This window comes from Caballeronia sp. LZ035 (assembly GCF_031451175.1).
Classification (GTDB): domain Bacteria; phylum Pseudomonadota; class Gammaproteobacteria; order Burkholderiales; family Burkholderiaceae; genus Caballeronia.
Genome location: NZ_JARUXS010000007.1, coordinates 47,803 through 69,210 on the forward strand (window position 1 = coordinate 47,803; position 21,408 = coordinate 69,210).

18 protein-coding genes are annotated in these 21,408 nt (G+C 57.1%); 10 read left to right on the plus strand and 8 right to left on the minus strand.

Annotated elements, in window-relative coordinates; translation table 11 throughout:
• Positions 1-202: 202 nt before the first annotated feature.
• Positions 203-2,701 carry a DNA ligase D gene (gene ligD, locus QCE88_RS40350; protein ID WP_309911547.1) on the plus strand — a complete coding sequence of 833 codons (2,499 nt, stop codon included), beginning with the start codon at positions 203-205 and terminating at the stop codon, positions 2,699-2,701.
• Between the two features lie 96 nt (positions 2,702-2,797).
• Here ligD and QCE88_RS40355 read toward each other — a convergent pair whose 3' ends face one another.
• Together QCE88_RS40355 and QCE88_RS40360 are read right to left on the minus strand one after the other, a co-directional pair.
• Entirely contained in the window at positions 2,798-3,016 is a 219-nt protein-coding gene (locus QCE88_RS40355) for a dodecin (protein WP_409018327.1), read from the minus strand.
• Between the two features lie 510 nt (positions 3,017-3,526).
• Positions 3,527-4,543, minus strand: coding sequence for an AraC family transcriptional regulator (locus QCE88_RS40360; protein WP_309911550.1), 1,017 nt, complete (start codon positions 4,541-4,543; stop codon positions 3,527-3,529).
• Positions 4,544-4,850: 307 nt separating this feature from the next.
• On the opposite strand from QCE88_RS40360, the gene QCE88_RS40365 reads away from it, so the two are divergent.
• Positions 4,851-5,198, plus strand: a complete 348-nt coding sequence (locus QCE88_RS40365) for an EthD domain-containing protein (RefSeq protein ID WP_309911552.1) — start codon at positions 4,851-4,853, stop codon at positions 5,196-5,198.
• A 276-nt stretch (positions 5,199-5,474) separates the two neighbouring features.
• Here QCE88_RS40365 and QCE88_RS42190 read toward each other — a convergent pair whose 3' ends face one another.
• Positions 5,475-5,891 carry a TetR/AcrR family transcriptional regulator gene (locus tag QCE88_RS42190; protein WP_409018328.1) on the minus strand — a complete coding sequence of 139 codons (417 nt, stop codon included), beginning with the start codon at positions 5,889-5,891 and terminating at the stop codon, positions 5,475-5,477.
• A gap of 122 nt (positions 5,892-6,013) precedes the next feature.
• Here QCE88_RS42190 and QCE88_RS40370 point away from each other — a divergent pair, with 122 nt between their 5' ends.
• From QCE88_RS40370 to QCE88_RS40380, 3 genes are all read left to right on the plus strand, one after another.
• The gene (locus tag QCE88_RS40370) at positions 6,014-7,405 is read left to right on the plus strand and encodes an efflux RND transporter periplasmic adaptor subunit (RefSeq protein WP_309911554.1); all 1,392 of its coding nucleotides are present in this window, start codon (positions 6,014-6,016) and stop codon (positions 7,403-7,405) included.
• Positions 7,406-7,419: 14 nt separating this feature from the next.
• The gene (locus QCE88_RS40375; protein WP_309911555.1) at positions 7,420-10,584 is read left to right on the plus strand and encodes a multidrug efflux RND transporter permease subunit; all 3,165 of its coding nucleotides are present in this window, start codon (positions 7,420-7,422) and stop codon (positions 10,582-10,584) included.
• A gap of 122 nt (positions 10,585-10,706) precedes the next feature.
• Positions 10,707-12,149: a TolC family protein gene (locus QCE88_RS40380; protein WP_309911583.1), complete on the plus strand. Its 1,443-nt coding sequence runs from the start codon at positions 10,707-10,709 to the stop codon at positions 12,147-12,149.
• 60 nt (positions 12,150-12,209) lie between these two features.
• Here QCE88_RS40380 and QCE88_RS40385 read toward each other — a convergent pair whose 3' ends face one another.
• The gene (locus QCE88_RS40385; protein ID WP_309911557.1) at positions 12,210-12,773 is read right to left on the minus strand and encodes a TetR family transcriptional regulator; all 564 of its coding nucleotides are present in this window, start codon (positions 12,771-12,773) and stop codon (positions 12,210-12,212) included.
• A gap of 238 nt (positions 12,774-13,011) precedes the next feature.
• On the opposite strand from QCE88_RS40385, the gene QCE88_RS40390 reads away from it, so the two are divergent.
• Positions 13,012-13,929, plus strand: coding sequence for an SDR family oxidoreductase (locus QCE88_RS40390; RefSeq protein WP_309911558.1), 918 nt, complete (start codon positions 13,012-13,014; stop codon positions 13,927-13,929).
• A gap of 350 nt (positions 13,930-14,279) precedes the next feature.
• Here QCE88_RS40390 and QCE88_RS40395 read toward each other — a convergent pair whose 3' ends face one another.
• Entirely contained in the window at positions 14,280-14,924 is a 645-nt protein-coding gene (locus QCE88_RS40395) for a glutathione S-transferase (RefSeq protein ID WP_309911559.1), read from the minus strand.
• Between the two features lie 115 nt (positions 14,925-15,039).
• Between QCE88_RS40395 and QCE88_RS40400 the strand changes: the two genes are divergently transcribed.
• From QCE88_RS40400 to QCE88_RS40410, 3 genes are all read left to right on the plus strand, one after another.
• Positions 15,040-15,606, plus strand: coding sequence for a TetR/AcrR family transcriptional regulator (locus QCE88_RS40400; RefSeq protein ID WP_309911560.1), 567 nt, complete (start codon positions 15,040-15,042; stop codon positions 15,604-15,606).
• Between the two features lie 171 nt (positions 15,607-15,777).
• Positions 15,778-16,005 carry a hypothetical protein gene (locus QCE88_RS40405; RefSeq protein WP_309911561.1) on the plus strand — a complete coding sequence of 76 codons (228 nt, stop codon included), beginning with the start codon at positions 15,778-15,780 and terminating at the stop codon, positions 16,003-16,005.
• A gap of 241 nt (positions 16,006-16,246) precedes the next feature.
• On the plus strand, positions 16,247-16,906 hold the full coding sequence (locus QCE88_RS40410; protein ID WP_309911563.1) for an HNH endonuclease: 660 nt from the start codon (positions 16,247-16,249) through the stop codon (positions 16,904-16,906).
• 539 nt (positions 16,907-17,445) lie between these two features.
• On the opposite strand, the gene QCE88_RS40415 is transcribed toward QCE88_RS40410, so the two are convergent.
• A complete protein-coding gene (locus QCE88_RS40415; RefSeq protein ID WP_309911564.1) occupies positions 17,446-18,483 on the minus strand; it encodes a hypothetical protein in 1,038 nt (345 codons plus the stop codon).
• A gap of 272 nt (positions 18,484-18,755) precedes the next feature.
• Here QCE88_RS40415 and QCE88_RS40420 point away from each other — a divergent pair, with 272 nt between their 5' ends.
• Positions 18,756-19,385 (plus strand): SDR family NAD(P)-dependent oxidoreductase, encoded by a 630-nt coding sequence (locus tag QCE88_RS40420; RefSeq protein ID WP_409018329.1) that lies wholly within the window; start codon positions 18,756-18,758, stop codon positions 19,383-19,385.
• A gap of 53 nt (positions 19,386-19,438) precedes the next feature.
• Here the strand turns inward: QCE88_RS40420 and QCE88_RS40425 are convergent, their stop codons facing one another.
• Both QCE88_RS40425 and QCE88_RS40430 read right to left on the minus strand, forming a co-directional pair.
• A complete protein-coding gene (locus QCE88_RS40425) occupies positions 19,439-19,864 on the minus strand; it encodes a hypothetical protein (protein ID WP_309911565.1) in 426 nt (141 codons plus the stop codon).
• A gap of 177 nt (positions 19,865-20,041) precedes the next feature.
• Positions 20,042-21,406, minus strand: coding sequence for a cytochrome c (locus QCE88_RS40430; RefSeq protein ID WP_309911567.1), 1,365 nt, complete (start codon positions 21,404-21,406; stop codon positions 20,042-20,044).
• Positions 21,407-21,408 lie beyond the last annotated feature (2 nt).

Below are 21,408 nucleotides of genomic sequence, written 5' to 3' on the forward strand. Positions count from 1 at the left end.
GATGCGATCTATCGCCCGGAGCGAGTCGGGCGTGGAGGAAGAATAGCACTGGTCATGCCGCCATTTGGAGCGCTCGGACTTCTGGTCGAACCCTTTTTTATGTTTGAGCGAGCGCCGACCGTTGCGATGATTTTCGATCAACGCCAACGGTACGTCCATTGCTCCCGGCAGATCGCACACGATGGTTCAAACGACAACGATCATGGCCCCGTCACGCAAAGCTAGCTCCCAGCGACTCGATGAATACAAGCAACGACGAAACTTCGCCTCGACACCCGAGCCGCGCGCCGATATAAGCGCTGTCGCAGGCAATGCCTTTGTCGTGCAGAAGCACTGGGCAAGCCGCCTGCATTACGACTTTCGACTTGAGCACAATGGCGTGCTTTTGTCCTGGGCGGTCCCCAAAGGGCCCTGCTACGACCCAGGGAAAAAACAGATTGCTATCCACGTTGAAGATCATCCTGTCGACTACGCGTCGTTCGAGGGTGTCATCCCGCCCAAACAATACGGCGCCGGCCGGGTTATTGTCTGGGACCACGGCACCTGGGATCCCGTGGGAGACCCCGGCCGCGGCATGATCGAGGGGAAGATCTTATTCCGCCTGCACGGAGAGAAACTCGCGGGGCTCTGGGAACTGGTGCGTATCGCCAAGCCAGGGGACAAGCAAGACGCCTGGATGATGTTCAAAAAGCGCGACGAGTGGGCACGTTCGATCAACGAGTATGACGTCATCAAAGCGCTCCCAGACAGCGTCATCACGCATCCACTTGGTCTGCTGGAAGAGCGTGAGCCCAAAATTGCCCGAACCGTACGCGATGCAGATCCAACCATCGACTTGTCTGCCGCGGTGCGTTCTCGCATGCCGGCGAAGCTTGAGCCACAGCTCGCTACGCTGTCTGCCGCTTTGCCTAAAACAGGCGACTGGATCACAGAGAATAAGCTGGACGGGTATCGTCTTCTTGCTCGGATCGACAAAAGCCAAGTCAAGCTACTTACACGCAATGGCCATGACTGGACTACAAAGTTTCCGACCTTGAGCGACGAGATAGGAAGGCTCGCCGTTAAAAGCGCGTGGCTCGACGGCGAGATCGTCATGCTCAAAGACGGCCTTCCGAGCTTTTCTGCCCTTCAACAGGCGATCGACGGTCCAACCAATCAGGACATCCTCTTCTTCCTGTTCGACCTGATGTACTTAGACGGGAGAGATCTTCGGCGTGTCCCGCTGTGGGCCAGACGCGCCCAGCTTGCAATCCTGCTTCAAAAAAGCAGTGAACACCTCATCTTCAGTCAAGATTTCGATGCGTCCCCAGCGCAGATGTTCGAGGCCGCTGCAAGCCTGGGGCTCGAAGGTCTGATGCTCAAGCGGCGCGACGCACTTTACGAGTCAGGCCGAACAGACAGCTGGTTGAAGGCCAAGGCGCGGCTGCGCCAGGAGTTTGTGATTTGCGGCATGACTGCCCGCGCGGGGAACACGGGAGAAGTCGGCAGTTTGCTTCTCGGCTACTACGCGGGCGATACGCTCCACCATGCGGGAAGTGTTGGCACAGGTTGGAGTGCGAAGACCGCACGAGACTTATGGAAGCAGCTTGCGCCGCTTCGCTTGAGTGCACCGCCGTTCGGCACCCCCGTAAAAAAGCCAGGACGATGGTCGAGGCGAGCAGCCGGTAGCGAAGTGTGGGTGCAGCCTCAATTTGTCGCGGAGGTTGAGTTCGCCGAGTGGACTGGTGACGATGTCGTTAGACAGGCATCATTTCGGGGGCTAAGACTTGATAAGCCTGCACGCAGCGTCGTGCGCGAGGGAGGAAAGACTGAACTTCCTGTGCTCGCGCCGAATCTCAAGATCACCCATCCGGACCGCGTGATCGACACAACGACAGGAGTGACGAAAGCTGAGTTGATCCATTACTATGCGAGCGTTGTCGACTGGATGTTGCCGCATTTGAAAGATCGCCCCATCGCGCTCGTCAGAGCGCCGGAGGGTGTGTCAGGTCAGCTCTTCTTTCAGAAGCATGCCGAGAAGACAGCGATGCCCGGTTTGACGGCTCACGATCGCGGCCTATGGCCGGGGCATCCGCCGCTACTCACGGTCGATACCCCAGACGCGCTTCTGGCCGCCGCGCAAATGAACGCCATCGAGTTCCACACATGGAACTCGGTTGCCGCTCGTCTTGGTAAGCCGGATCGGGTTATTTTCGACCTCGACCCCGGCGATGGCGTCAAATGGGTTCATGTGCAGGAGGCGGCACAGTTGGTACGAGCCTTACTTTCAGAATTGGGCCTGAAGGCGTGGCTAAAAACGAGCGGCGGAAAGGGATTGCACGTCGTCGTACCGCTCACGCCACGTCTTGAATACGCGAGCGTCAAAGCATTTTCACAAGCGTTCGTGCGGCACCTTGCCAAGATCATCCCAGAGCGCTTCTCGGCCGTTTCTGGGCCGTCCAACCGCGTCGGCAAGATTTTTGTAGATTATCTGCGCAACGGCAAAGCGCAAACGACAGCCGCTGCGTTCTCGGCACGCACCCGGCCGGGGCTCGGTGTATCGATGCCCATTGCGTGGGAACAGCTTGCAGAAGTTAAAAGCGGGGCGCAGTGGACCGTCCAGACCGCACGTGAATACCTGAGCTTTCGGACGGAAGACCCCTGGAAAAACTACTGGTCCACTGGACAGACACTGACCTCTGCCACGAAGCGCTTGCCGTAAAGTGGGTGCTATGAGGGGGCGCTGTAAAGCGACTGCCGTAAAGGGACCCTCCCCGTTCGGCTTCGACAGCCATCCACCCGCATTCAAGCTGGCTAATTAGTCCTCAACTCGAAAGCCCGCTTTCAGTGTGACTTGCCAGTGGACGATCTTTCCGCCTTCGGTGTGACCTCGTGTCTCCGTCACTTGGAACCATTCGATATTCTCGACCGTTTCGGATGCCTTTTGCAAGGTAACCTCGACCGCATGATCCGACGACGTTGGTGGTGATCTGGTCATTTCCAGCGGTTCATAGACGTGGTTGGACATAATAGACATTAACGCCTTTTAATATGTTGTCCTTATGGAATTAACTTGATCAAGGGTGTCGATTGCGATTGTTCATTGGAACCGTCATCTATGTTCGCTCTCACAGATTTATGCTGAGCACTCTTTGAGTTACTCTCGAACCTGCAAATCCAGCGTGCAGGTACTCAGCGGAGAAGTACGCAACCGTTGGCCCGCTTTGCAGGCATCGAAGGGTCACCCTCCAACCCAACCCTTTGCTGTCTCTAAGCGCACGGTCTTTTGCCGTGCGCTTTTTTTTGACCGGTCGGAACAATCGATGGATCGCGCCACCAACTAACCTTCGTTTGCATACTACTTTTATCCTTTCACTCGCGATGGTGCTTTTTACGTGATCTTCGTTTCGAATAACGCCTCGCTGCAGTAAGCCAAAGGTTTGCGCAACGGTCATCGCATCTCCGACAATCCCGCAGACCCGAGCAAGGCAGCGTGCGAGTACATCGAACGTCTGGTTAGGTCAGCCGACAAGGACGCTTCGCCGCTTCAAACTGACATGCGACGCCATTGGCCGGGCGTCGTACCGACTGCTCTGCGAAACGCGCGCGAAAAAGCCGGTTGATCGTTGAATCCGACCGTTAACGAGATGTCTCCTAGCGGCAATGTGGAATGAGCAAGCAACTGCTTCGCATGGTTAATCCGTTCTTCGAGCAGCCATTGATGCGGCGTGACCTTGAACGTCGACTTGAACGCTCGTGAGAACTGGCTCGCGGATAGACTACACTCCCGCGCTACCTCGCTGACCAGCAGACTTCCGTCGAGGCGCGACTTCATCATCTCCGTTGCGCGCCGAGATTGCCATGGCGCTAGGCCGCCCCGAGCCTCACGGTTTGACGAACGCGCGATCCCGTATCGCTGAACGACATGTGCGCTGAGAACCAAACCGAGTTGCTCGAGCGCCAGCAGTGATCTGTCGTCGGTTTTCCCAATAAAGGGAATGACATTTCGCGTCAGCTGAGCTAGGACTAGGTCCTCTTCAAAGACCGCCTGGCGGTATCGATCAGCACCTATGAAACCCAGGCCTTCGGCCACGTCATCAAGTAGGATCCGCGGAATGTGGTAATGAACGAAATCGAATACGCCGTCCGTCCAGCAACCCGGGTGCGCCGCTACGTCAATAACGGTCGCCTGATAAGGCACGACAGCCGTCGTCTGCACCACAGTGTCCTCTGCCCATAGTCGGTAGCGTTGACATTCAATTGGTGCCAGTGGCACAGACACTAGCAACGCCGGAACGGCGGGAACCTTTGTCACCGAATTTTCAAACTCCCCACAGGATCGCAAGCGTGTGATGTTGAACGCCGGCAGCGCTGTTATCACGGCCGGCAAGGTCACGCTTTTGTCGATCTCGATAAGCCTCGTACATGGCGTATTGTCGTTCGCCAAAGTATCGACCCGAGGGCGGTGAAGCCGTTCCCCTACGTAAGATCTCTCCATCTTATCCTCCTTCGGCGGTTGCTTGGCGAATGAAAAAGCAGAAATCGCTGTCGCTTGCAGCATCATGAGGACTTTGATTCGAAGCAAACCGTGCATATGCGATGCACAGAGACTTGAGCCACCGTCCCACACCCCAAGCTGAATCTGCGAACAGGGGACCATCCTTCGTGGAAACCATCCCGCAACACCATTCTGAAATGTCACACGTGTCCGCATGTGATGCGCGGAAAACGCAAAGGCGCTGGTTTTGCACAAGACGACTGCGATTGGTTAGCCCAATATGGCGAGGAACGTCGGCACCATGGTGGCGCAGCAATCGATGCAATTCTCCACATGTGCGCGCCCTCCTAACTCGTTATAGAGGAACACCCAGATGATCAAGATGACGCTTCTTATCGCTCGCAAACAAGGCTTGAGCGTTGATGAATTCATAAACTACTGGACAGGAGAACATCTCAGAGTCGTCATGTCAGTGCCGGAGGTTACCCGCTACTCACGTCGCTACAGGCAACAGCACAACACTTACGCGGCCCCGACCCACACGACTGCCGCCCCCTTCGACGGGATAGCCGAGGGATGGTTTGACAGTTTGGATCATGCAATGTCGCTTATCGACTCCGATAATTGGAAGACGGTCATCAAAAACGACGATCTCGCTTTTCTCGATGTGTCTCGGACTCAAATCATGCTTTCTAAAGAAAAGGCATTCGGGTCGGATTGATTGGTCGACTGCATGCGACGGCCAGACCCAGGCTCAAGTCCGTCGCATGTGCCGCGCTACACCAGAGTTGATAGTTGTCCCGGCACCGAAGCGATGAACTTTGCTGTGGTACAAGCGCGTAATTCATATATTCGCTAGGTATTTGGCGGTCTGACTAAGCACCTGCGCTGATAGTTGATCGGTGGTGGCTATTCTCGACAAAGTCAGCGCGCCGACCATGGCAGCGATGACGACCGTTGCCTTGCCCGCAGCCATCTCTCTGTCGATACCTTCGTATTAATTTGCTACCACGTCTACGAGTCCAATAAAACCGTCTGTCGCAACCTGACGAATTTCATCGCGTTCCCTCACAAGCTCGCTGCCGAGGCTCCCCAACGGGCAACCGTGACCGCCCTCAAATGGGTGGTTGCAAAAGGAATATTCCTTTGCAATCGCCAGGAGCTCTTGTCCCGACCCTGCAGCGGCAGCTGCGGTTCGAATCCTCGCCACAACGGATGCGAAGCAGTTTTCGCAGGCTTCGGCAATTAGCTCGTCCTTCGATGTGAAGTGACGATACAAAGCCCCGTGCGTAAGACCTGTTGCCACCATCACCTCACCAACAGTCGTCGACAAACCACCCCGACAGAACATTGATGACGCGCTGTGGACGATTCGCTTCCGTGTCGCTGCCGACTCTAACTTTGATTTGCGCACTCAGATTCTTCTCCTAAACGATAGACGCTTAGCCGGTCTGGAGTTCGGCCACCGCCCTTACCTGTGATTCCTCTAATTCCCCACGTGCTGTAAGGCCAACAACCACCTCATTGACGTTTTAGATGTCAGCTGTCATCCTAACCTTTTTAGAGGTCGATGACAATCCAAATCTAGACGGACGAGATCCTCTCGAAACTGGGAACTTGTCGCGGCGAGGTGGACTGCAGGCTCCTATCTGGGCATCGATCGAAACCATTGTTTCCAAGGGACGAGAAGTGGACGAGTTAAACCAGTCAGAAGACAACATAGAACCCTTTGACACCGCAATACGCCCGAAGCGCTCGCGGCAACTGCGACTGTGGCTCGTCCCGATCGCTGCATTGGCCGCCGGAGCAGCGATATGGTTGATCGTGTCTATGGGAGAAACCAATGCTTCAGCGGCGTCGGCTCCCCCGCCCCCGAAGGTTGCAGTGAGCAAACCGCTCGTTAAGGAGCTTGATGCACAACTCAGCTTCCTTGGGCAGTTTTCGGCTGTAAACCAGGTGGAATTGAGGGCCCAGGTCGGTGGCACCCTGACCGGCATTCAGTTCAAAGACGGAGAGGTGGTCCACAAAGGTGACCTGCTGTACACGATCGATCCGATTCCTTACGAGATTCGTCTATCGCAAGCCAAGGCTCGACTTGAAACCGCAAATGCCAAGCTTGTCCTATCGAATCAGGAGCTAGCGCGGGCGCAAGATCTTCAGCGTAGCGCGGCGGGGACCGTGCAAAGTGTTGAACAGCGTTTCGCTGATCGGCAGACTGCCATCGCTGCTGCTGACGATGCAAAGGCACAGATCCGTGATGCACAGTTTGATCTTGACCACTGCCGCATCTTCGCGCCCTTCACGGGCCGGATCGGCTCTCATCAGGTCTCCGTCGGGAATCTAATCGCGGGTAGCCGGGCGGCAACGAGCCCCACAACGCTATTGGCGACGTTGGTCTCGCTCGATCCAATCTACATGAACTTCGATATGAGTGAGGCGGACTATCAGGCTTTCTCAAGATATCGAGCTGAGCAGTCGGGGCCCTTAGCAAACAAGGTAGCGCTCGCCCTTGCCGGATCTGCCGACTACTCGAAACATGGCACGCTGGACTTTGTCGATAACGTCATCGATCGCGCAAGTGGGACCATCCACGCTCGCGCCACCGTTTCGAACGCAGATTTTTCACAGACCCCGGGCGAGTTCGCCCGTGTCAGGGTGGCCGTCACACAGCGGCGTCCCACTCTGTTAGTGCCGGATGCATCCGTTCAGGCGGATCAATCTGAGCACGTAGTAATGACTGTGTCTGCTGAAGGAACGGTGGTACCCAAGAAAGTGGCAGTGGGCGAGATTCGCGGAGGCCTGCGGGAGGTTCGATCTGGGCTATCTCCTAGTGATGATGTGATCATAGATGGAATCCCGTACGCGGCTCCAGGCGGAAAAGTTGAAAAGCAGGTCGGCACCATTCACTACGTCGCGAATCAGGAATAGGACCGATCGACATCATGCGAATTGCACATTTCTTTATCAGCCGCCCTCGGTTTGCTGTTGTCGTCAGTGCTTTTCTGACGCTGATCGGACTTGGGGCCATGTTTGCGCTTCCAGTAGCGCAATATCCGGCGATCGTCCCACCTACTGTTCAGGTGACAACCGTCTACCCTGGCGCGTCTGCTGAGACGATTGCTCGCACGGTCGCCACACCTCTTGAGCAGCAAATAAACGGCGTCGAAGACATGCTATATATGAGCAGTCAGTCGACGGGAGACGGCAACCTCACGATTACAGTGACGTTTCGGATCGGGACCGATCTGAACGTAGCGCAGATGTTGACGCAAAACCGCGTTCAGGACGCACTATCTCGACTGCCAGAAGACGTGCAAAGAGAGGGCGTGCACGTTCGCAAGACAACCCCGAGTATTTTGGTGGCAGTCCACTTTTACTCGCCAGATAAATCACGTGACCTTCTTTATCTATCCAATTACATCACGTTGCATGTAAAGGACGTGCTAGCGCGATTGCCTGGAGTAGGTGACATCCAGTTTTACGGCGAACGTCAATACGCCATGAGAATCTGGTTGGATCCGGACAAGATTGCCTCACGTGATCTCACCTCGGCAGATGTACTCGCTGCTCTGCGTGCACAAAACATCCAGGTGTCGGCGGGTGTTCTAAATCAGCCACCTATCGTGCGAGACAATGCTTTTCAAATCAACGTAGAAACACTTGGTCGCCTTTCGTCACCGCAGCAATTTTCAGACATCGTCATCAAGTCAGACGACAAGGGAAGAGTTACGCGGGTGAAGGATATTGGTCGTGTAGAACTTGGAGCAGCTGATTATGGATCATCGGCCTTCATGGACCGGACTGATTCGGCATCGTTGGCGCTCTTTGCGGTTCCCAGCGCCAATTCGCTTACTGTCGAGCGAGAAGTTCTCGCTCGGATGAAGGAGTTGAAGAAAACGTTCCCGCCCGGGGTGGACTACAAGATCATCTATGACCCCACGAATTTCGTAGGGAAATCGGTCCACGAAGTAATAACCACTATTTTCATTGCGGTGCTTCTTGTCGTCGCCGTGGTCTTTGTGTTCCTTCAGAATTGGCGGGCCACGATCATTCCGGTGGTCGCGATCCCTGTTTCGTTGCTCGGCTCGTTCATCATCTTGTACCCGTTCGGAATAACAATAAACAATCTGTCGATGTTCGGGCTCGTGCTTGCGGTAGGTATCGTAGTCGACGATGCGATCGTAGTCGTGGAAAACGTCGAGCGAAACATGAGCACGGGGCTGAGTCCGAAGGAAGCTGCGCATCGGACGATGAATGAAGTGGGCGGCGCACTCCTCTCCATTGCATTGACACTCTGCGCGGTGTTTGTGCCAGCGGCATTTGTGAGCGGCATCTCGGGGCTGTTTTTCCGTCAATTCGCCATCACAATCGCGGCGTCAACGGTAATCTCGTGTTTCGTATCGCTGACGCTCAGCCCCGCCCTATGTGCAGTTTTATTTACATCGCACGAGCGCGGCCTCCAAGTGCGGCGCGGACCGATCCGCAAAACTTTCGACAGGGCATTTGGTCACTTCAACAGTGTCTTCGATCGTGTGTCACACGGCTACGGGAAGCTTACGCGACGGCTTGTGAAAGCAATGACCGTCATGCTGGTCGTGTACGTGGGTCTCATTGGACTCGCTGGGATGGAATTTTCACGAACTCCCACCGGATTTATTCCGGAGCAGGATCAAGGGTTACTGCTCACCATCATTCAACTGCCCCCGGGTGCCGCGCTTGCGCGAACCGAGAAGGTTGTCAAGGAGGCGACCGACATCATTCTCAGCACACGCGGGATCGAGCATGTGGCGCCATTTGCCGGACTGGACGCCACCACGTCAACCATCGCCTCCAATGCTGGCACGATCTTCGTCGGATTGCCCTCGCTCTACAACCATGACGTACGAGGGGTGAATGCCGCTTCGGCGCTCGCTGAGCTACGTCGGAAGCTTTCAGTCATCAAGGACGCCCGGGTCTTGGTGATTCAACCGCCGCCAGTACAGGGACTCGGCAGTGCAGGCGGCTTTAAGATGATGCTCGAAGATCGGGCCGGTCTCGGGCCCGAGGCACTCGTCAAAGCGGCGAACGCGTTGGTCGGAGCTGCGAACAAGGATCCAGCTTTCGCAGGCGCATTCACTTTGTTCAACGCCAGTTCTCCTTCAGTGTACGTCGATATCGATCGTCTGAAGGCTGAACAGGTCGGCTTGACGCCTACGGATGTCTTTTCGGCGCTTCAGGTGTACCTAGGCTCTCAATACGTCAACGACTTCAACTACCTCGGTCGCACCTACCAGGTGATCGCGCAGGCCGATTCACAATTTCGCGAGAGTGGCCAGGACATAACACGTATCAAAACGCGAAACGCTAGCGGGGCGATGGTTCCGCTAGGGACAGTAGCCCAGCTGAAATCCGCCACCATCCCCTATCGCGTGCCCCGCTATAACCTCTTCCCGGCTGCTGAAATCATGGGTGCCGCAGGACCAGGCGTAGCTTCCGGAACAGCCTTACGCCGGATGGAAGAGCTTGCTCAGGAAGTTTTGCCGAAAGGCATCCAATTTGAATGGACCGACCTGGCATTCCAGCAACAGCAAAAAGGCGTACCGACCTTACTCGTCTTTGGTGCGGCCGCACTGTTCGTGTTCCTCGTTCTCGTCGCGCAATATGAGAGCTGGAAGCTACCGCTCTCAATCGTGCTTATCGTCCCGATGTGCATTCTCGCTTCGGTTACCGGACTTATCGCGAGAGGTCTTCCCATCGACATCCTTGCTCAGATCGGCTTCGTTGTTCTAGTCGGATTGGCCGCGAAGAATGCGATCCTGATCGTGGAATTCGCGCGGCAAGGCGAAGACGAAGGTCAATCTCCGATTGATGCCGCCGTCCACGCGGCGCGCACCCGTTTGCGCCCTATTCTCATGACGTCCTTTGCGTTCATCTTGGGGGTTGCGCCTCTCGCGGTCGCGACCGGCGCCGGCGCTGAAATGCGTCAGTCCCTCGGAACTGCAGTGCTCTTCGGAATGATGGGGGTTACGGCCTTCGGCTTGTTATTCACACCGGCTTTTTATGTCGCTGTTCGCACCTTCGGGCGGCGAGCCCGCAAGCTAGCAATTTTGCAAAAGGAGCACGTATGACAATCCGAGAAAATCGTGCTCACTTGCGGCCGGATCAAGTGATACTGGAGGTGGTCGCTAAATTCGAAAGCGCGCGGGCCGTCATTCCAAAGCCTTTAATTTTTTTGTTGGCGACAAGTCTCATGATCGCTGGCTGCGCAGTTGGGCCAGATTACGTGAAGCCTGAGGCTCGTTTCGCTCCTTTTCACAATTCGATCGACGCGCCGTCTCAAAATGCTACGAGGCCAACCGCGCCAATTGACGACTGGTGGCGCGGCTTCAACGATCCCAAACTCACTGCTGTTGTGGAGCGCGCGCTGCAGCAGAACTTGGATTTGAAGGCTTCGTATGCTCGAATCCAACAGGCGCGAGCTGTTGCTTCAAGCGCAGGCGCCCAGCTCTTGCCGACACTTGACCTGAACGGGAGCGCCACGGCTGAGCATCAAAGCCTCGTAGGTCCGCTTGGATCTATAGCAAGCGCGTTCCCAGGCTACCATCGGAATCAAAGAGAATACGCGCTTGGCTCTGGGGCAAGTTGGGAAATCGACATTGCAGGGGGTCTGCGCCGGAGCGCCGCCGCAGCCCGCGACGAGGAAACGGCGGCAGAGGCCAATCACGTTGGCACGCGCATTTCTGTTGCTGCTGACGCTGCTGACGCATATCTCCATATCAGGGGATTGCAGGCCCAGATTACTGTAACTGGAGACCAGATCGACACGGATGCAAAGCTGCTCGCGCTCGTCCAGGCGCGTAAGCACGCTGGTGCGGCTGATGACCGTGAAGTCGCACAGGCAGAAGCGCTGCTGCGACAGGCAAAAACGACGCTTCCGACGCTGAGAATGGACTTGGAGGCGCAACTTAATCGACTCGACGTTCTAATGGGCGCACAACCTGGGACTTACGCAGACGAGCTAAGCCAAGCCGCAACTATCCCGCCAGTTCCGTCGATTGACGATCGCCAGGAACCACTCGAGGTGTTGCGACGCCGCCCGGACATCATCGCAGCGGAGAGACATCTTGCTGCGTCAAACGAGCGAATAGGGGCAGCAATCTCAGACTACTATCCGAAGGTCTCACTCTCGGGGGTACTTGGCTTCGATAGCACGTCTCCAAACTCGCTCTTTACGTCTCGATCCTTTCAGCCTTTTGGATCTGGCGCGATTCGTTGGAGACTCTTTGACTTCGGAAAGGTCAAAGCAGAAGTCGAACAAGCTCGTGGTGCAAATCGTGAAGCATTGGTGAACTATCAGTTGGCAGCGTTGAAGGCTACGGAAGATGTAGAGAACGCTTTCGTACTCCTCTCTCAGACTGAGGCAAGGCTCTTGGAGCTTGACGGAGAGGTAGATGCTCTTACACGCGCAAGAGATCTGTCAGAGCGCGCGTATCAAGCCGGGGCAATCACGCTCACAGACGTCCTGGATGCCGACAGGCAGCTTCTATCTGCGCGAAGCGACCTTGATGGTACTCGTGCGGACGCGGCGAGGGCGGCAGTCACTGTGTTTCGCTCCCTTGGGGGTGGCTGGTCTATAAGCGATGACGCCAAGCTGGTCGCGGTCCAGCCGGGAGCAATCGAAGTCGGAAAGTAAATAGGCAAGTATGGAAGCTCGAAGTGTCGTTGCCGTATGTAAGCAACGACACTTTCGCAACTACTCAGACGATAGCGCCTTTTTCGCTTCCGAAAGGATTGCGGCTGACAACTTCGGGTCCGTTACCAATCTCGCCATCAACAAGGCGCCAATCATGGTCGACAGCGACACTAAAGCTTTCTCCTTCGCAGCGCTCGAGGATCCGGCGGCGTAATGCGTTGCCATCGCGTCGGTCAGTTTGACGAAACCTTCCGTCGCAGTCTCCCGGATCTGAGGCGTGCTTCGAGCAAGCTCACTACCTAACGCGACGAATGGGCAGCCCTCACCTGGACTATCTCGATGCAGAATCGACAGATATCTGGAGAAAACTTTGCCCGGTTCGTTCCCGGTAGCCTCCGACGCTTTTACCTCATCAATGAGGCCTTCGACAGCCAGACCGATGGACTCTTCGACAATCTGCTCCTTGGACTCAAAATGTTTATAGAAGCCGCCGTGCGTCAAACCTGCAGCAGCCATAATCTCAGATAGGCCTGCCCCTTCGATTCCCTTCCGACGAAACTCCACGGACGCAGTCTCAACAATCCTCTGCCGCGTTTGAGCCGCCTCTTCTCTAGATTTGCGCATAGAAGCTCCGTGTGTTCGTTCTCTAATATTAGATTATAATCGACATCCAACGATGAATCCATAGCTCCAGAGTTCGCTGCAGATCTGCGGGATTCGTTCGGAACGTTGTAGCCGTCTAGCAATGGTTTGCTTGATTCTTTGAGACTTTATGGCGGGTAGAAGTCGCTGCGGACCAACCCCGCAATGATCAGCTGAAAAAAGCGGCTTGAGCAACGGTTGCGTCTAATTGGAGAACTTCATGTCTTTGCTTGCAATGTTTAAATCACCTGGGCCGACAGGCTTTGGTTACGCATCGACGGCGGACGAGATCACCAAAGATCTTTCGTTGAACGGCCAGACAATTCTGGTGACGGGCTGCAATTCGGGGATCGGACAGGAAGTCTGCCGCGTACTGGCGATGCGCGGGGCTCGAGTTTTGGGCACAGCGCGTACCAAAGAGAAAGCGGATGCGGCTTGCGCGACATTCTCCAATAAATCGACTGGGTACGCCTGTGAGCTTTCCCGCCCGACGTCAGTACGAGAGTGCGCAGCAGCAATCAAGACAGACGGTCATCAGCTCGACGCAATTATTTGCAACGCGGGAATCATGATGCTGCCGAGGCTCGAAAAGTCGCATGGCGTTGAGCTTCAGTTCTTCACAAATCACATCGGACACTTCATGTTGGTGACCGACCTGCTACAACAACTTAAACGCGATGGCCGGGTGGTCATGCTGAGCAGCGAAGCACACCGCGCCGCGCCGTCCACAGGAATCGACTTCGACAATCTCTCAGGCAACAAGGGCTACCGGCCGTTGGCGGCGTACGGACAGTCGAAAATGGCCAACTTGCTGTTCGCAAAAGAACTGCAGCGGCGCTTCGTCGGTACAGACAAAGTCGCCTACGCAGTGCATCCTGGCGTCGTTGCAACGAATCTTGCGCGCAACATGGGGCCGATACTGAGCCGAGTCCTCACAGCGCTTGGCCCGATGCTCCTAAAATCGGTCGGCGAGGGTTCTGCGACGGCCGTCTTTGCCGCAGTTCACCCGAAAGCGGCGCCCCTGGCCGGTTCCTACCTCTCCAATTCGAATGTAATTAGACCCCGCGCGGATGCGGAAGACAAGGCACTTGCAACGCGGCTGTGGATGACGTCTGAGGAGATCGTTGCGACACTTTGAAGACGGCGTTCTTAATGGTTTCATACGCCACTTCGAACTTTGATGTGCGCAAGAATGGACTAGGACAATCGGCCTCTCAACTAAGCGAGAGGCCGATGTGTCTTTTGCGACCGGCTCAGCCGCTCCGGGCAGAGTCTCAGAAACACATGCCCGTTTTGGTTCGCACCAATTCGGCCGTCGCAGTAGTTCGCGCTTTCGGTGCAGCGGCAGGAGTTGCGGCGAACGCCATGTTGATAAAAAATGAATAGAATCTGGCCTTATATATGGAGTCCTAATTCATAGGAACGGTTGTCGCCGCCGTTTTGGGACATTGACTATCTGCTCAACACCGCTTACTTACACCGAGCAAGCTATGCCGGCTGCTTAACGGAATTACGTGCATCGATCTTTGCTCGCCATGCGATCAATGCCGTACATTCATGCGGAATAGGAATGTTTGCGAGCCCGGCGAACAGAAGGCCGGCCCAGACCGTAATGTCAGCCATCGAGAATATCTCCCCAGCGACGAAGGGTTGTTGAGAAAGAACCTGATTAAAGTAACGCATGCCTCCTAGCGCTCTGTCCCGCTGACGGATGCCCCATTCATCTCTGCCCTCCCAATCTGGGCTCTTAAACGCCTGCATCGCCGGTCCGAGGCCGGGCGTCGAGTGATGAAAATAGATCCCGACGGCGTCGATCAGCTCGGATTCCGCTCGCTTTTGCATCATGTGCACAATCGCTTTGTCTCTCGGCGTTTTTCCCGTAAGCGTTGGATCGCCGTTCAGGTTGTCCAAATATTCCGTGATTGCCGTGCACTCCGAGATGTATGTTCCGTCGTTAAGCTGGAGTACTGGAACGGTCCCAGTTGGGTTAATTTCGAGAAATCTCTGTTGCTTGTGCTCAGCGGACGGCAGGTCCACCTTGATGAAATCTACTTGGTTGGCCAGGCCTTTTTCCGCTAACACGATGCGGATTCGCAGGGGATTGGGAAAGCCAGGCATATCGAAAATTTTCATATTTGAGCTAGGTTGAGATTGTTACCTATCGATAGGTAGGTTACCGAATACTAGGTCATGTTATGTGCATCGTCAAGCTTTACCTATCGATAGGTAACCTGATATATTGAGGGCTATGATCTCCACCGATACAAAGCACCGAATCCTCGCCGTTGGCCGTCGAATGGTGCAGACACGCGGCTACAACGCGCTGAGCTTTCGTGAGATCGCCAAGGAAGTCGGCATAAAGAGCGCGGGAGTTCATCACCATTTCGCAACAAAAGGCGATCTCGGCGCAGCGCTCGCTCGACAATACACAGATGAGGCGGTTGACTTCCTTGCAGCCTTGCTGGACTCGCACGAAGACGAACGATCCACCTTCGCGCGGTATACGGCGGTCTTTCGGTCAGCCTTGGCTGAAGACAATAGAATGTGCCTTTGCGGCATCATGGCAGCTGAACACCATGATCTTCCCGACCCGGTCCGTGCCGAGGTTGATCGATTCACACAGGTTAATGTCGACTGGCTTGCGACACTTCTCAGGCTGAAAAATGCTCGACCTGACGAGCGAACCATCCGAAACCACGCGCTAGCAATCTTTGCGGCCATTGAGGGAGCTCAATTAGTCGCAAGAGGACGCGCCGACCTTTCTGTCTTCGACGACACCGTGCAAGCATATCGGGCTACGGGTTTATTTCCTTGAGCTTGGACGGCGGATACTGTGCGGATCTACCTTCCAATGTCGATTGTCATACATAGAAGCGCCGTTCAAACGGTCGACGGAGATAGCAAACGAATGACTGAAATTGGCCGGCTGCTGCCCGACGCGGTCGGCTGAACCCGACCCGATGCCGCCTTACGTAGTCGCATTGGCATGACGTCTGTTTCCAAGCTTCAGCGGTCGTTCGCGCTTGCCGGGTCGCGCCACATTGCCGTGGCCTCCAGCGAACAGCGCACCGACATCGTTCAGCTCAATTTGTCCATCGCACAGCTGGATCGCGCCACCGAGCAGAATGCGTCGCTCGTCGAGGAAGCGGCCGCTGCGATCGAAGAGCAGGCCCAGCGACTGCGCGAGACTGCGGCGGTGTTCTGCATCGTCTGAGTGCGGCAGGCGCAGCGCAAACGAAGGGGCGCCTGCCGCCCCGCTCCTACGTCCGGCTGCGGTACAGTGCTGCCTGCACTGCATGGGGCTGGACATGGATGACAGAACGAAACCTGATACACACAATGCCCGAGGCTAAGCCACCGCGCGGACCTGGGCTGACGACGTCGTTCGCGCAGCGCGCAAGACACTCCATACCTGCACGGTGACCTGTGACGGCGTCACAACGGAACACCAATCCGTGCACGCGGGATTCAAGGCCTACGGCTTGCCAGCAGGCGACCATATCCGGTTCCGTGCCAAAGCCAAAAGGGATGGCGTGGCGTTTTTTGAACACGAAGGAAAATCGTACGAGTTCCGGACCTTCTTGAAGGAGCCGGGGCGCGCGAGGGGCGCCCCGCACGTCACGCCGGAGGTCATCGCGCAAGCGCTTGAGGCTGCCGAGCAGCAAGAGGGGGCGTGCGCAACGCTTGCACCCATCGACACAGAGCACGACGGCCGCGTGCGTGAGTTACGCGCCGTGGTGATGCGCCGCGGCCAGAAAGAGTTTCGTGAGGCTTTGCTTGAGGCCTACGCCGGTCGTTGCGCGATCACCCAATGCGACGCAACGGCCGTGCTTGAGGCCGCCCACATCGTCCCCTACGCTGGGGAGCACACACACCGGCAGGACAACGGCCTGTTGCTCCGCTCGGACATTCACACGCTTTTTGATTTGGGCCTGCTCTGGATTGACCCCGTCTTGATGTGCGTCGAGGTGGCGGAGCAACTCTTGGTGACCGAATACGCGGGGCTTCGCGGGCGTGCGCTCCATCTCCCGAGCAATCTGGCCTGGCACCCGCATCGCGACCACCTTCAGCATCACGCGGATATCGCTCGGCACGCGCGGACGGCCCGGGGATAAGCCCCGAAGCATGTCCAGTCCACAGCTGGCCGTGACACAGAAGGTGACACGGCAGGGCCTCCCAGGCGAAGCGTTCACGTGCCGACGGTGTTCAAACGCAAGTCCCTTGCCGATGCAGACGCCGGCAACCATGCTTCTGGGAGGCCGCTTACCCGTGAAGGTTGCGGGAAAAGCTGTAACTGACGACCGTCTTCCAGAACCGTTTGTTGGATGCGAATGATCAAAACTCAGAATCTGGCGGAGCAGTCGGTGCCGCAGCGCGCGGCGGGCTGTCCAAACCTCGCTACCGAAATTTGGAAGGTCCGGCGCGATACTTCGCCTTGTCGCGATTGGGCGACCTCAACCAGGAGAACCAGCATGAGTAAAGCAGCAGGCAAGTCGACAGGCGCCGGCGGTAATGGGCAATCCAGTCGAGCGGGTAAAGGGTCGGCTGGCAAGCCGAGCACAGTACCTAATGCGAAGTCTGGTAAGTTCCGGACGAACGAAGCGCCGCGCACCGGACGCACGCCGCCGCCAACCGCAAAAACAAACTAAGTAGGCTACGTTTCAATTCGGGCACGGTGGTACGCCAGCCACACTTGGTAGCGTGCCCGAAGCCAGCTTTCGAAGTTTGCGTATCCGTGCGGAAATGCGGGCCAAGGCCGAAGGCGCGTACTTATTTCCTGAATCTGCGGGTGCTGCTGTATTGCGCTCGAACTGCGTGTGGCAACGAGCGTCCCGTAGTAACCGAGCAGCATCAGGAGTTTTGCCGCCCAATACAGCGTACCGATATCGTCCCTGCAGGCCAGTTCCGACTTCAACGAAATAATCAGCTTCAGCCACGAAACTGAAGGCAAACGCGCGCCGCGATGCCAGTTCTTCAATGAGACAAGATGAATCGGGCAGCCACTACGCTCCAGCTCATCTACAAGCTCGTTCATCGATGCCACGCCGGCACTTCGCATTACCCAACGGAAAAACAACGCTGCGGGGTTGAGAGTCACCCCCTCTTCCGGAACCAGCACGGAAAAGAAAGAGGACGCCAACCCTTCCCTCTTCTGAAGCTGCACGTCAAACGCTGCGAGACTGCTCAGCTCAGCTTCCAACACACCAGCAATCTGTAACGGCTGAAGGTGCTGGATGGCCGTCGCCCCATCAAGCGCATCCTCCGCTTGCTTCCACAACAGCGCGCGGGTCACCGGTTCGCTCTTGAGTTGGTTCACTGCGGCATCGAAGTCACCGCGCCGGAGCGCCTCTGTAGGCTCACGACTTGCTCGCTCTATCGCAATTCTGTACAGCCTGCGATATCCTGGCGGCCCCGTAAAACCAGAATAAAAAGTCTCCCAGACGCCTACCGCGTCCATCATTGCTGCTGCGTCCTCATCGCCGTTGCAAGCGGCGCGCATCGCCTCCATCATCGGGTTTCCGTTGTCACGCATCGCATCAAGCATCGCAACGATGAGGTCAGGCGTCGCGGATCCCTTCCTCATCGCTCGGTGCATCCGCTTTTGTAGCGCGGAGCCGAGTTCTTCTTCGAGTAGTGAGCGCATTGGCATCCCGTCAAGCTTGACCTGCACAGACGGGTCAAACAAAAACAAGCCAGAGATGTTCAGGGGCGTTGGTTTGCCAGGGAAAGGATTCGAGAATCGCAAAGGTCGATGCGTGCAGATCCGTGATCCCCGTATTGTACTTGTCTCTGCGACATCCACTTCCAGATGCCGAATGTTCATTCACGTGGGGAAAAGCGACGCTGGAGCGACTGTTTTAAAAATCGTTCAATGACCGTAGTTGGCCGAAAGCACGAATTGGCAAACCCGGGACACTCAGGACAATGATTCACCGAGCGCGAACTTGCAGTCACACATAGCTGATGAGCGCGCGTCCGTTCGGAAGCGACGTAAGTACAAAGCTGGCAGGGTTGAACGACCCATTCAGCGCAAGCGCAACGGTAGACCCGTTGTACGAAAAAATTCGCGCGGAGAAAGGCCGGCTGGACGTGCTGTTCGCCAATGCAGGAGGCGACGCAATGGTGCCGCTGGGCGATATCACCGAAGCGCACTATCACGACACCTTCGACCGCAATGTGAAGGGCACGCTCTTTACCGTGCAGAAGGCGCTGCCGCTCTTGTGGAAGGGCGCATCGGTGACTCTCGCGGAATCGACCACGACGATCGAAGGCACAGCCGCGTTCAGCGTGAATTCGGCATTGAAAGCGGCGATCCGCAACTTTGCGCGTAGCTGGATTCTCGACCTGAAGGACCGCGGCTTTCGCGTCTACACCATCAGCCCGGGCGCGACGAAAACGCCCGGTCTGGTCGAACTGGCGGGACCGGACGAGACTCAGCAACAAGGTCTGCTGGATTATCTGGCGTCGCGCATTCCGATGGGCCGCGTGGGCGATCCTGGCGAGATCGCGGCGACGGCGTTCCTGGCATCGGATAGTTCGAGCTTCGTGAACTGGGCCGAATTATTCGTCGATGGCGGTCAGGCGCAAGTGTGAGCCTGCCGATGAGCGGCCCGGTTTCATTCGAAGCCAACCGCGTGTCCGTGACGTCAGGAAATCCGGCGATTCGTCGCATCGGCCCGAAAGGTTTTCCCGAGCCTCGTCGACCACCAGATCAGAAACAGCAGGACCAGTTGCAGCGGCAACCTTAGAACGAGCGCCCAATAGGGAACCGCCGGGAATTGATGCGCCTGCTGAAGCATGTAGACATTGGCGGGCGTCACCGCGATCGTCAGCAGAATCAGGCCCCATCCGGCCAGGTTTCTCGTGACGCGCAGCAGCAGTCCGAACGCGCCCAGCAGTTCGACCACGCCGCTGACGAGAACGATCATCCGATGCTCCGGCAGCCACGGCGGAACGATGCGCATCTCCAGATCGGTCGCGGCAAAATGCGCGATGCCGCCGATGAAGAACCACAGGAACACGAAACCCAGCGCGGTGGTTCGGCCAATCTGCTTACTGCGGGACAAAGTCATTTTTCGCGCTCCGCACGTGAACGATCCGGCACGTTCCGGTGTATCCGGTGACGGCCGAGGCAACACGGCGACGCATCGTTCGTGCCGCTCGCAGTGGACGCGCGCGTCTGCGTTCGACGCGACCGCGATCCACAAGCGCGCAGAACGCTACGCTCGCAGATCGCAGAAAAAACGACGTTAACCGCGCGTGCCAGAAGCCTGATCCGCGGGCGCGGCGTGATGCAACTCCGGCTCGGCCATCGGGAAACCGCGTGCTTCGACCGGCACCGCGCCTTTACGCAGCTTCGCCACCTGATCCGCACTCGCCTTGCCGCCCGCGTTTCCCCAACTCGTCTGGATGAAGCTGACCACATCGGCCACTTGCTGATCGGTGAGGATGTCCGCGTACGGAGCCATCGTCAGCGTCGACGGAGCGGTGTTCGTCGCCGGTTGCGCGCCGCCGGACAGCACGATATGAATCGCCGATGTCGGGTTCGACGTCTGCAAGACAGGATTGCCCGCCAGCGCCGGGAACGCGCGCCCATTGCCCTTGCCGTTCGACTTGTGGCAGGCCGCGCATCGGTCGAGATACAACTGCGCGCCCGGCACCGCAGGCACGTGACCGGCATACAACTGCCCGGCCACGTGCGAGTCGTACACATACGGCGTGGCGTTGGCGTGTTGCGGCGTCAGCGCCTTCAGATACAGCGCGATACTCTGCAAATCGCGCTGCGTCATGAACTGCGTCGAATCGGCGATGACATCGTTCATCGCGCCGAACGACGCCGTGTGCGTGTTGCGCCCCGTATGCAGGAACTCGACGATCTCCGCTTCGCTCCATCCGGCGAGGCCGCCGCCGTGCTCGTTGCGCAGACTCGGCGCGACCCAGCCATCGACCGCGCCGCCGCCCGCGAGGTAGATTGAGTTGCCATCGCCCGTCAGCGCTTTTTCTTGCAGCGTGACGCCACGCGCCGTGTGACAACTGCCGCAATGGCCGAGTCCTTCGACGAGATATGCGCCATGTCTCGCCGATGCATCCGTGCCCGTCACATCCGCGAACGGCTCCGGCGTGGGCGCGAAGGCCCAGCGCCATATCTTCAGCGGCCAGCGCATCGACAGCGGCCACGGAATGTCGTTCTTGCGATTCGCCTGCGCGACCGGCTCGACGCCATGCTCGAAGTACGCGTAGAGCGCCTGCATGTCGTCATCGTTGACGCGCGAATACGACGGATACGGCATCGCCGGATACACCGCGTAGCCCGCCTTCGACTCGCCATGCCGCATGAGCGCCGCGAAGTCCTGATACGTCCATTTGCCGATGCCGTTCTCCCGATCTGGCGTGATGTTCGTGGAATAGATGCGGCCGATCGGCGTCTGGATCGCGAGACCGCCCGCGAACGGCTTGCCGTTGCGCGCCGTGTGACAGGCGATGCAGTCGCCGGCCCGCGCGAGATATGCGCCGCGCTGGATCAATCCGGCGTCGGCGGACGTGGCCGCATGTGCGGAACCAAGCGCCAAACCGCACAGCGCAGCCGCCGCCAGAATCAAATGTTTGAATGTCATGT

Bases quoted from the DNA above. Each gene is read 5' to 3' on its own strand.
- ligD (WP_309911547.1), top strand. From the start codon at position 203: ATGGCCCCGTCACGCAAAGCTAGCTCCCAGCGACTCGATGAATACAAG.
- QCE88_RS40355 (WP_409018327.1), bottom strand. From the start codon at position 3,016: ATGTCTATTATGTCCAACCACGTCTATGAACCGCTGGAAATGACCAGA.
- QCE88_RS40360 (WP_309911550.1), bottom strand. From the start codon at position 4,543: ATGATGCTGCAAGCGACAGCGATTTCTGCTTTTTCATTCGCCAAGCAA.
- QCE88_RS40365 (WP_309911552.1), top strand. From the start codon at position 4,851: ATGATCAAGATGACGCTTCTTATCGCTCGCAAACAAGGCTTGAGCGTT.
- QCE88_RS40370 (WP_309911554.1), top strand. From the start codon at position 6,014: ATGTCAGCTGTCATCCTAACCTTTTTAGAGGTCGATGACAATCCAAAT.
- QCE88_RS40375 (WP_309911555.1), top strand. From the start codon at position 7,420: ATGCGAATTGCACATTTCTTTATCAGCCGCCCTCGGTTTGCTGTTGTC.
- QCE88_RS40380 (WP_309911583.1), top strand. From the start codon at position 10,707: ATGATCGCTGGCTGCGCAGTTGGGCCAGATTACGTGAAGCCTGAGGCT.
- QCE88_RS40385 (WP_309911557.1), bottom strand. From the start codon at position 12,773: ATGCGCAAATCTAGAGAAGAGGCGGCTCAAACGCGGCAGAGGATTGTT.
- QCE88_RS40390 (WP_309911558.1), top strand. From the start codon at position 13,012: ATGTCTTTGCTTGCAATGTTTAAATCACCTGGGCCGACAGGCTTTGGT.
- QCE88_RS40395 (WP_309911559.1), bottom strand. From the start codon at position 14,924: ATGAAAATTTTCGATATGCCTGGCTTTCCCAATCCCCTGCGAATCCGC.
- QCE88_RS40400 (WP_309911560.1), top strand. From the start codon at position 15,040: ATGATCTCCACCGATACAAAGCACCGAATCCTCGCCGTTGGCCGTCGA.
- QCE88_RS40405 (WP_309911561.1), top strand. From the start codon at position 15,778: ATGACGTCTGTTTCCAAGCTTCAGCGGTCGTTCGCGCTTGCCGGGTCG.
- QCE88_RS40420 (WP_409018329.1), top strand. From the start codon at position 18,756: ATGAGCGCGCGTCCGTTCGGAAGCGACGTAAGTACAAAGCTGGCAGGG.
- QCE88_RS40425 (WP_309911565.1), bottom strand. From the start codon at position 19,864: ATGACTTTGTCCCGCAGTAAGCAGATTGGCCGAACCACCGCGCTGGGT.
- QCE88_RS40430 (WP_309911567.1), bottom strand. From the start codon at position 21,406: ATGACATTCAAACATTTGATTCTGGCGGCGGCTGCGCTGTGCGGTTTG.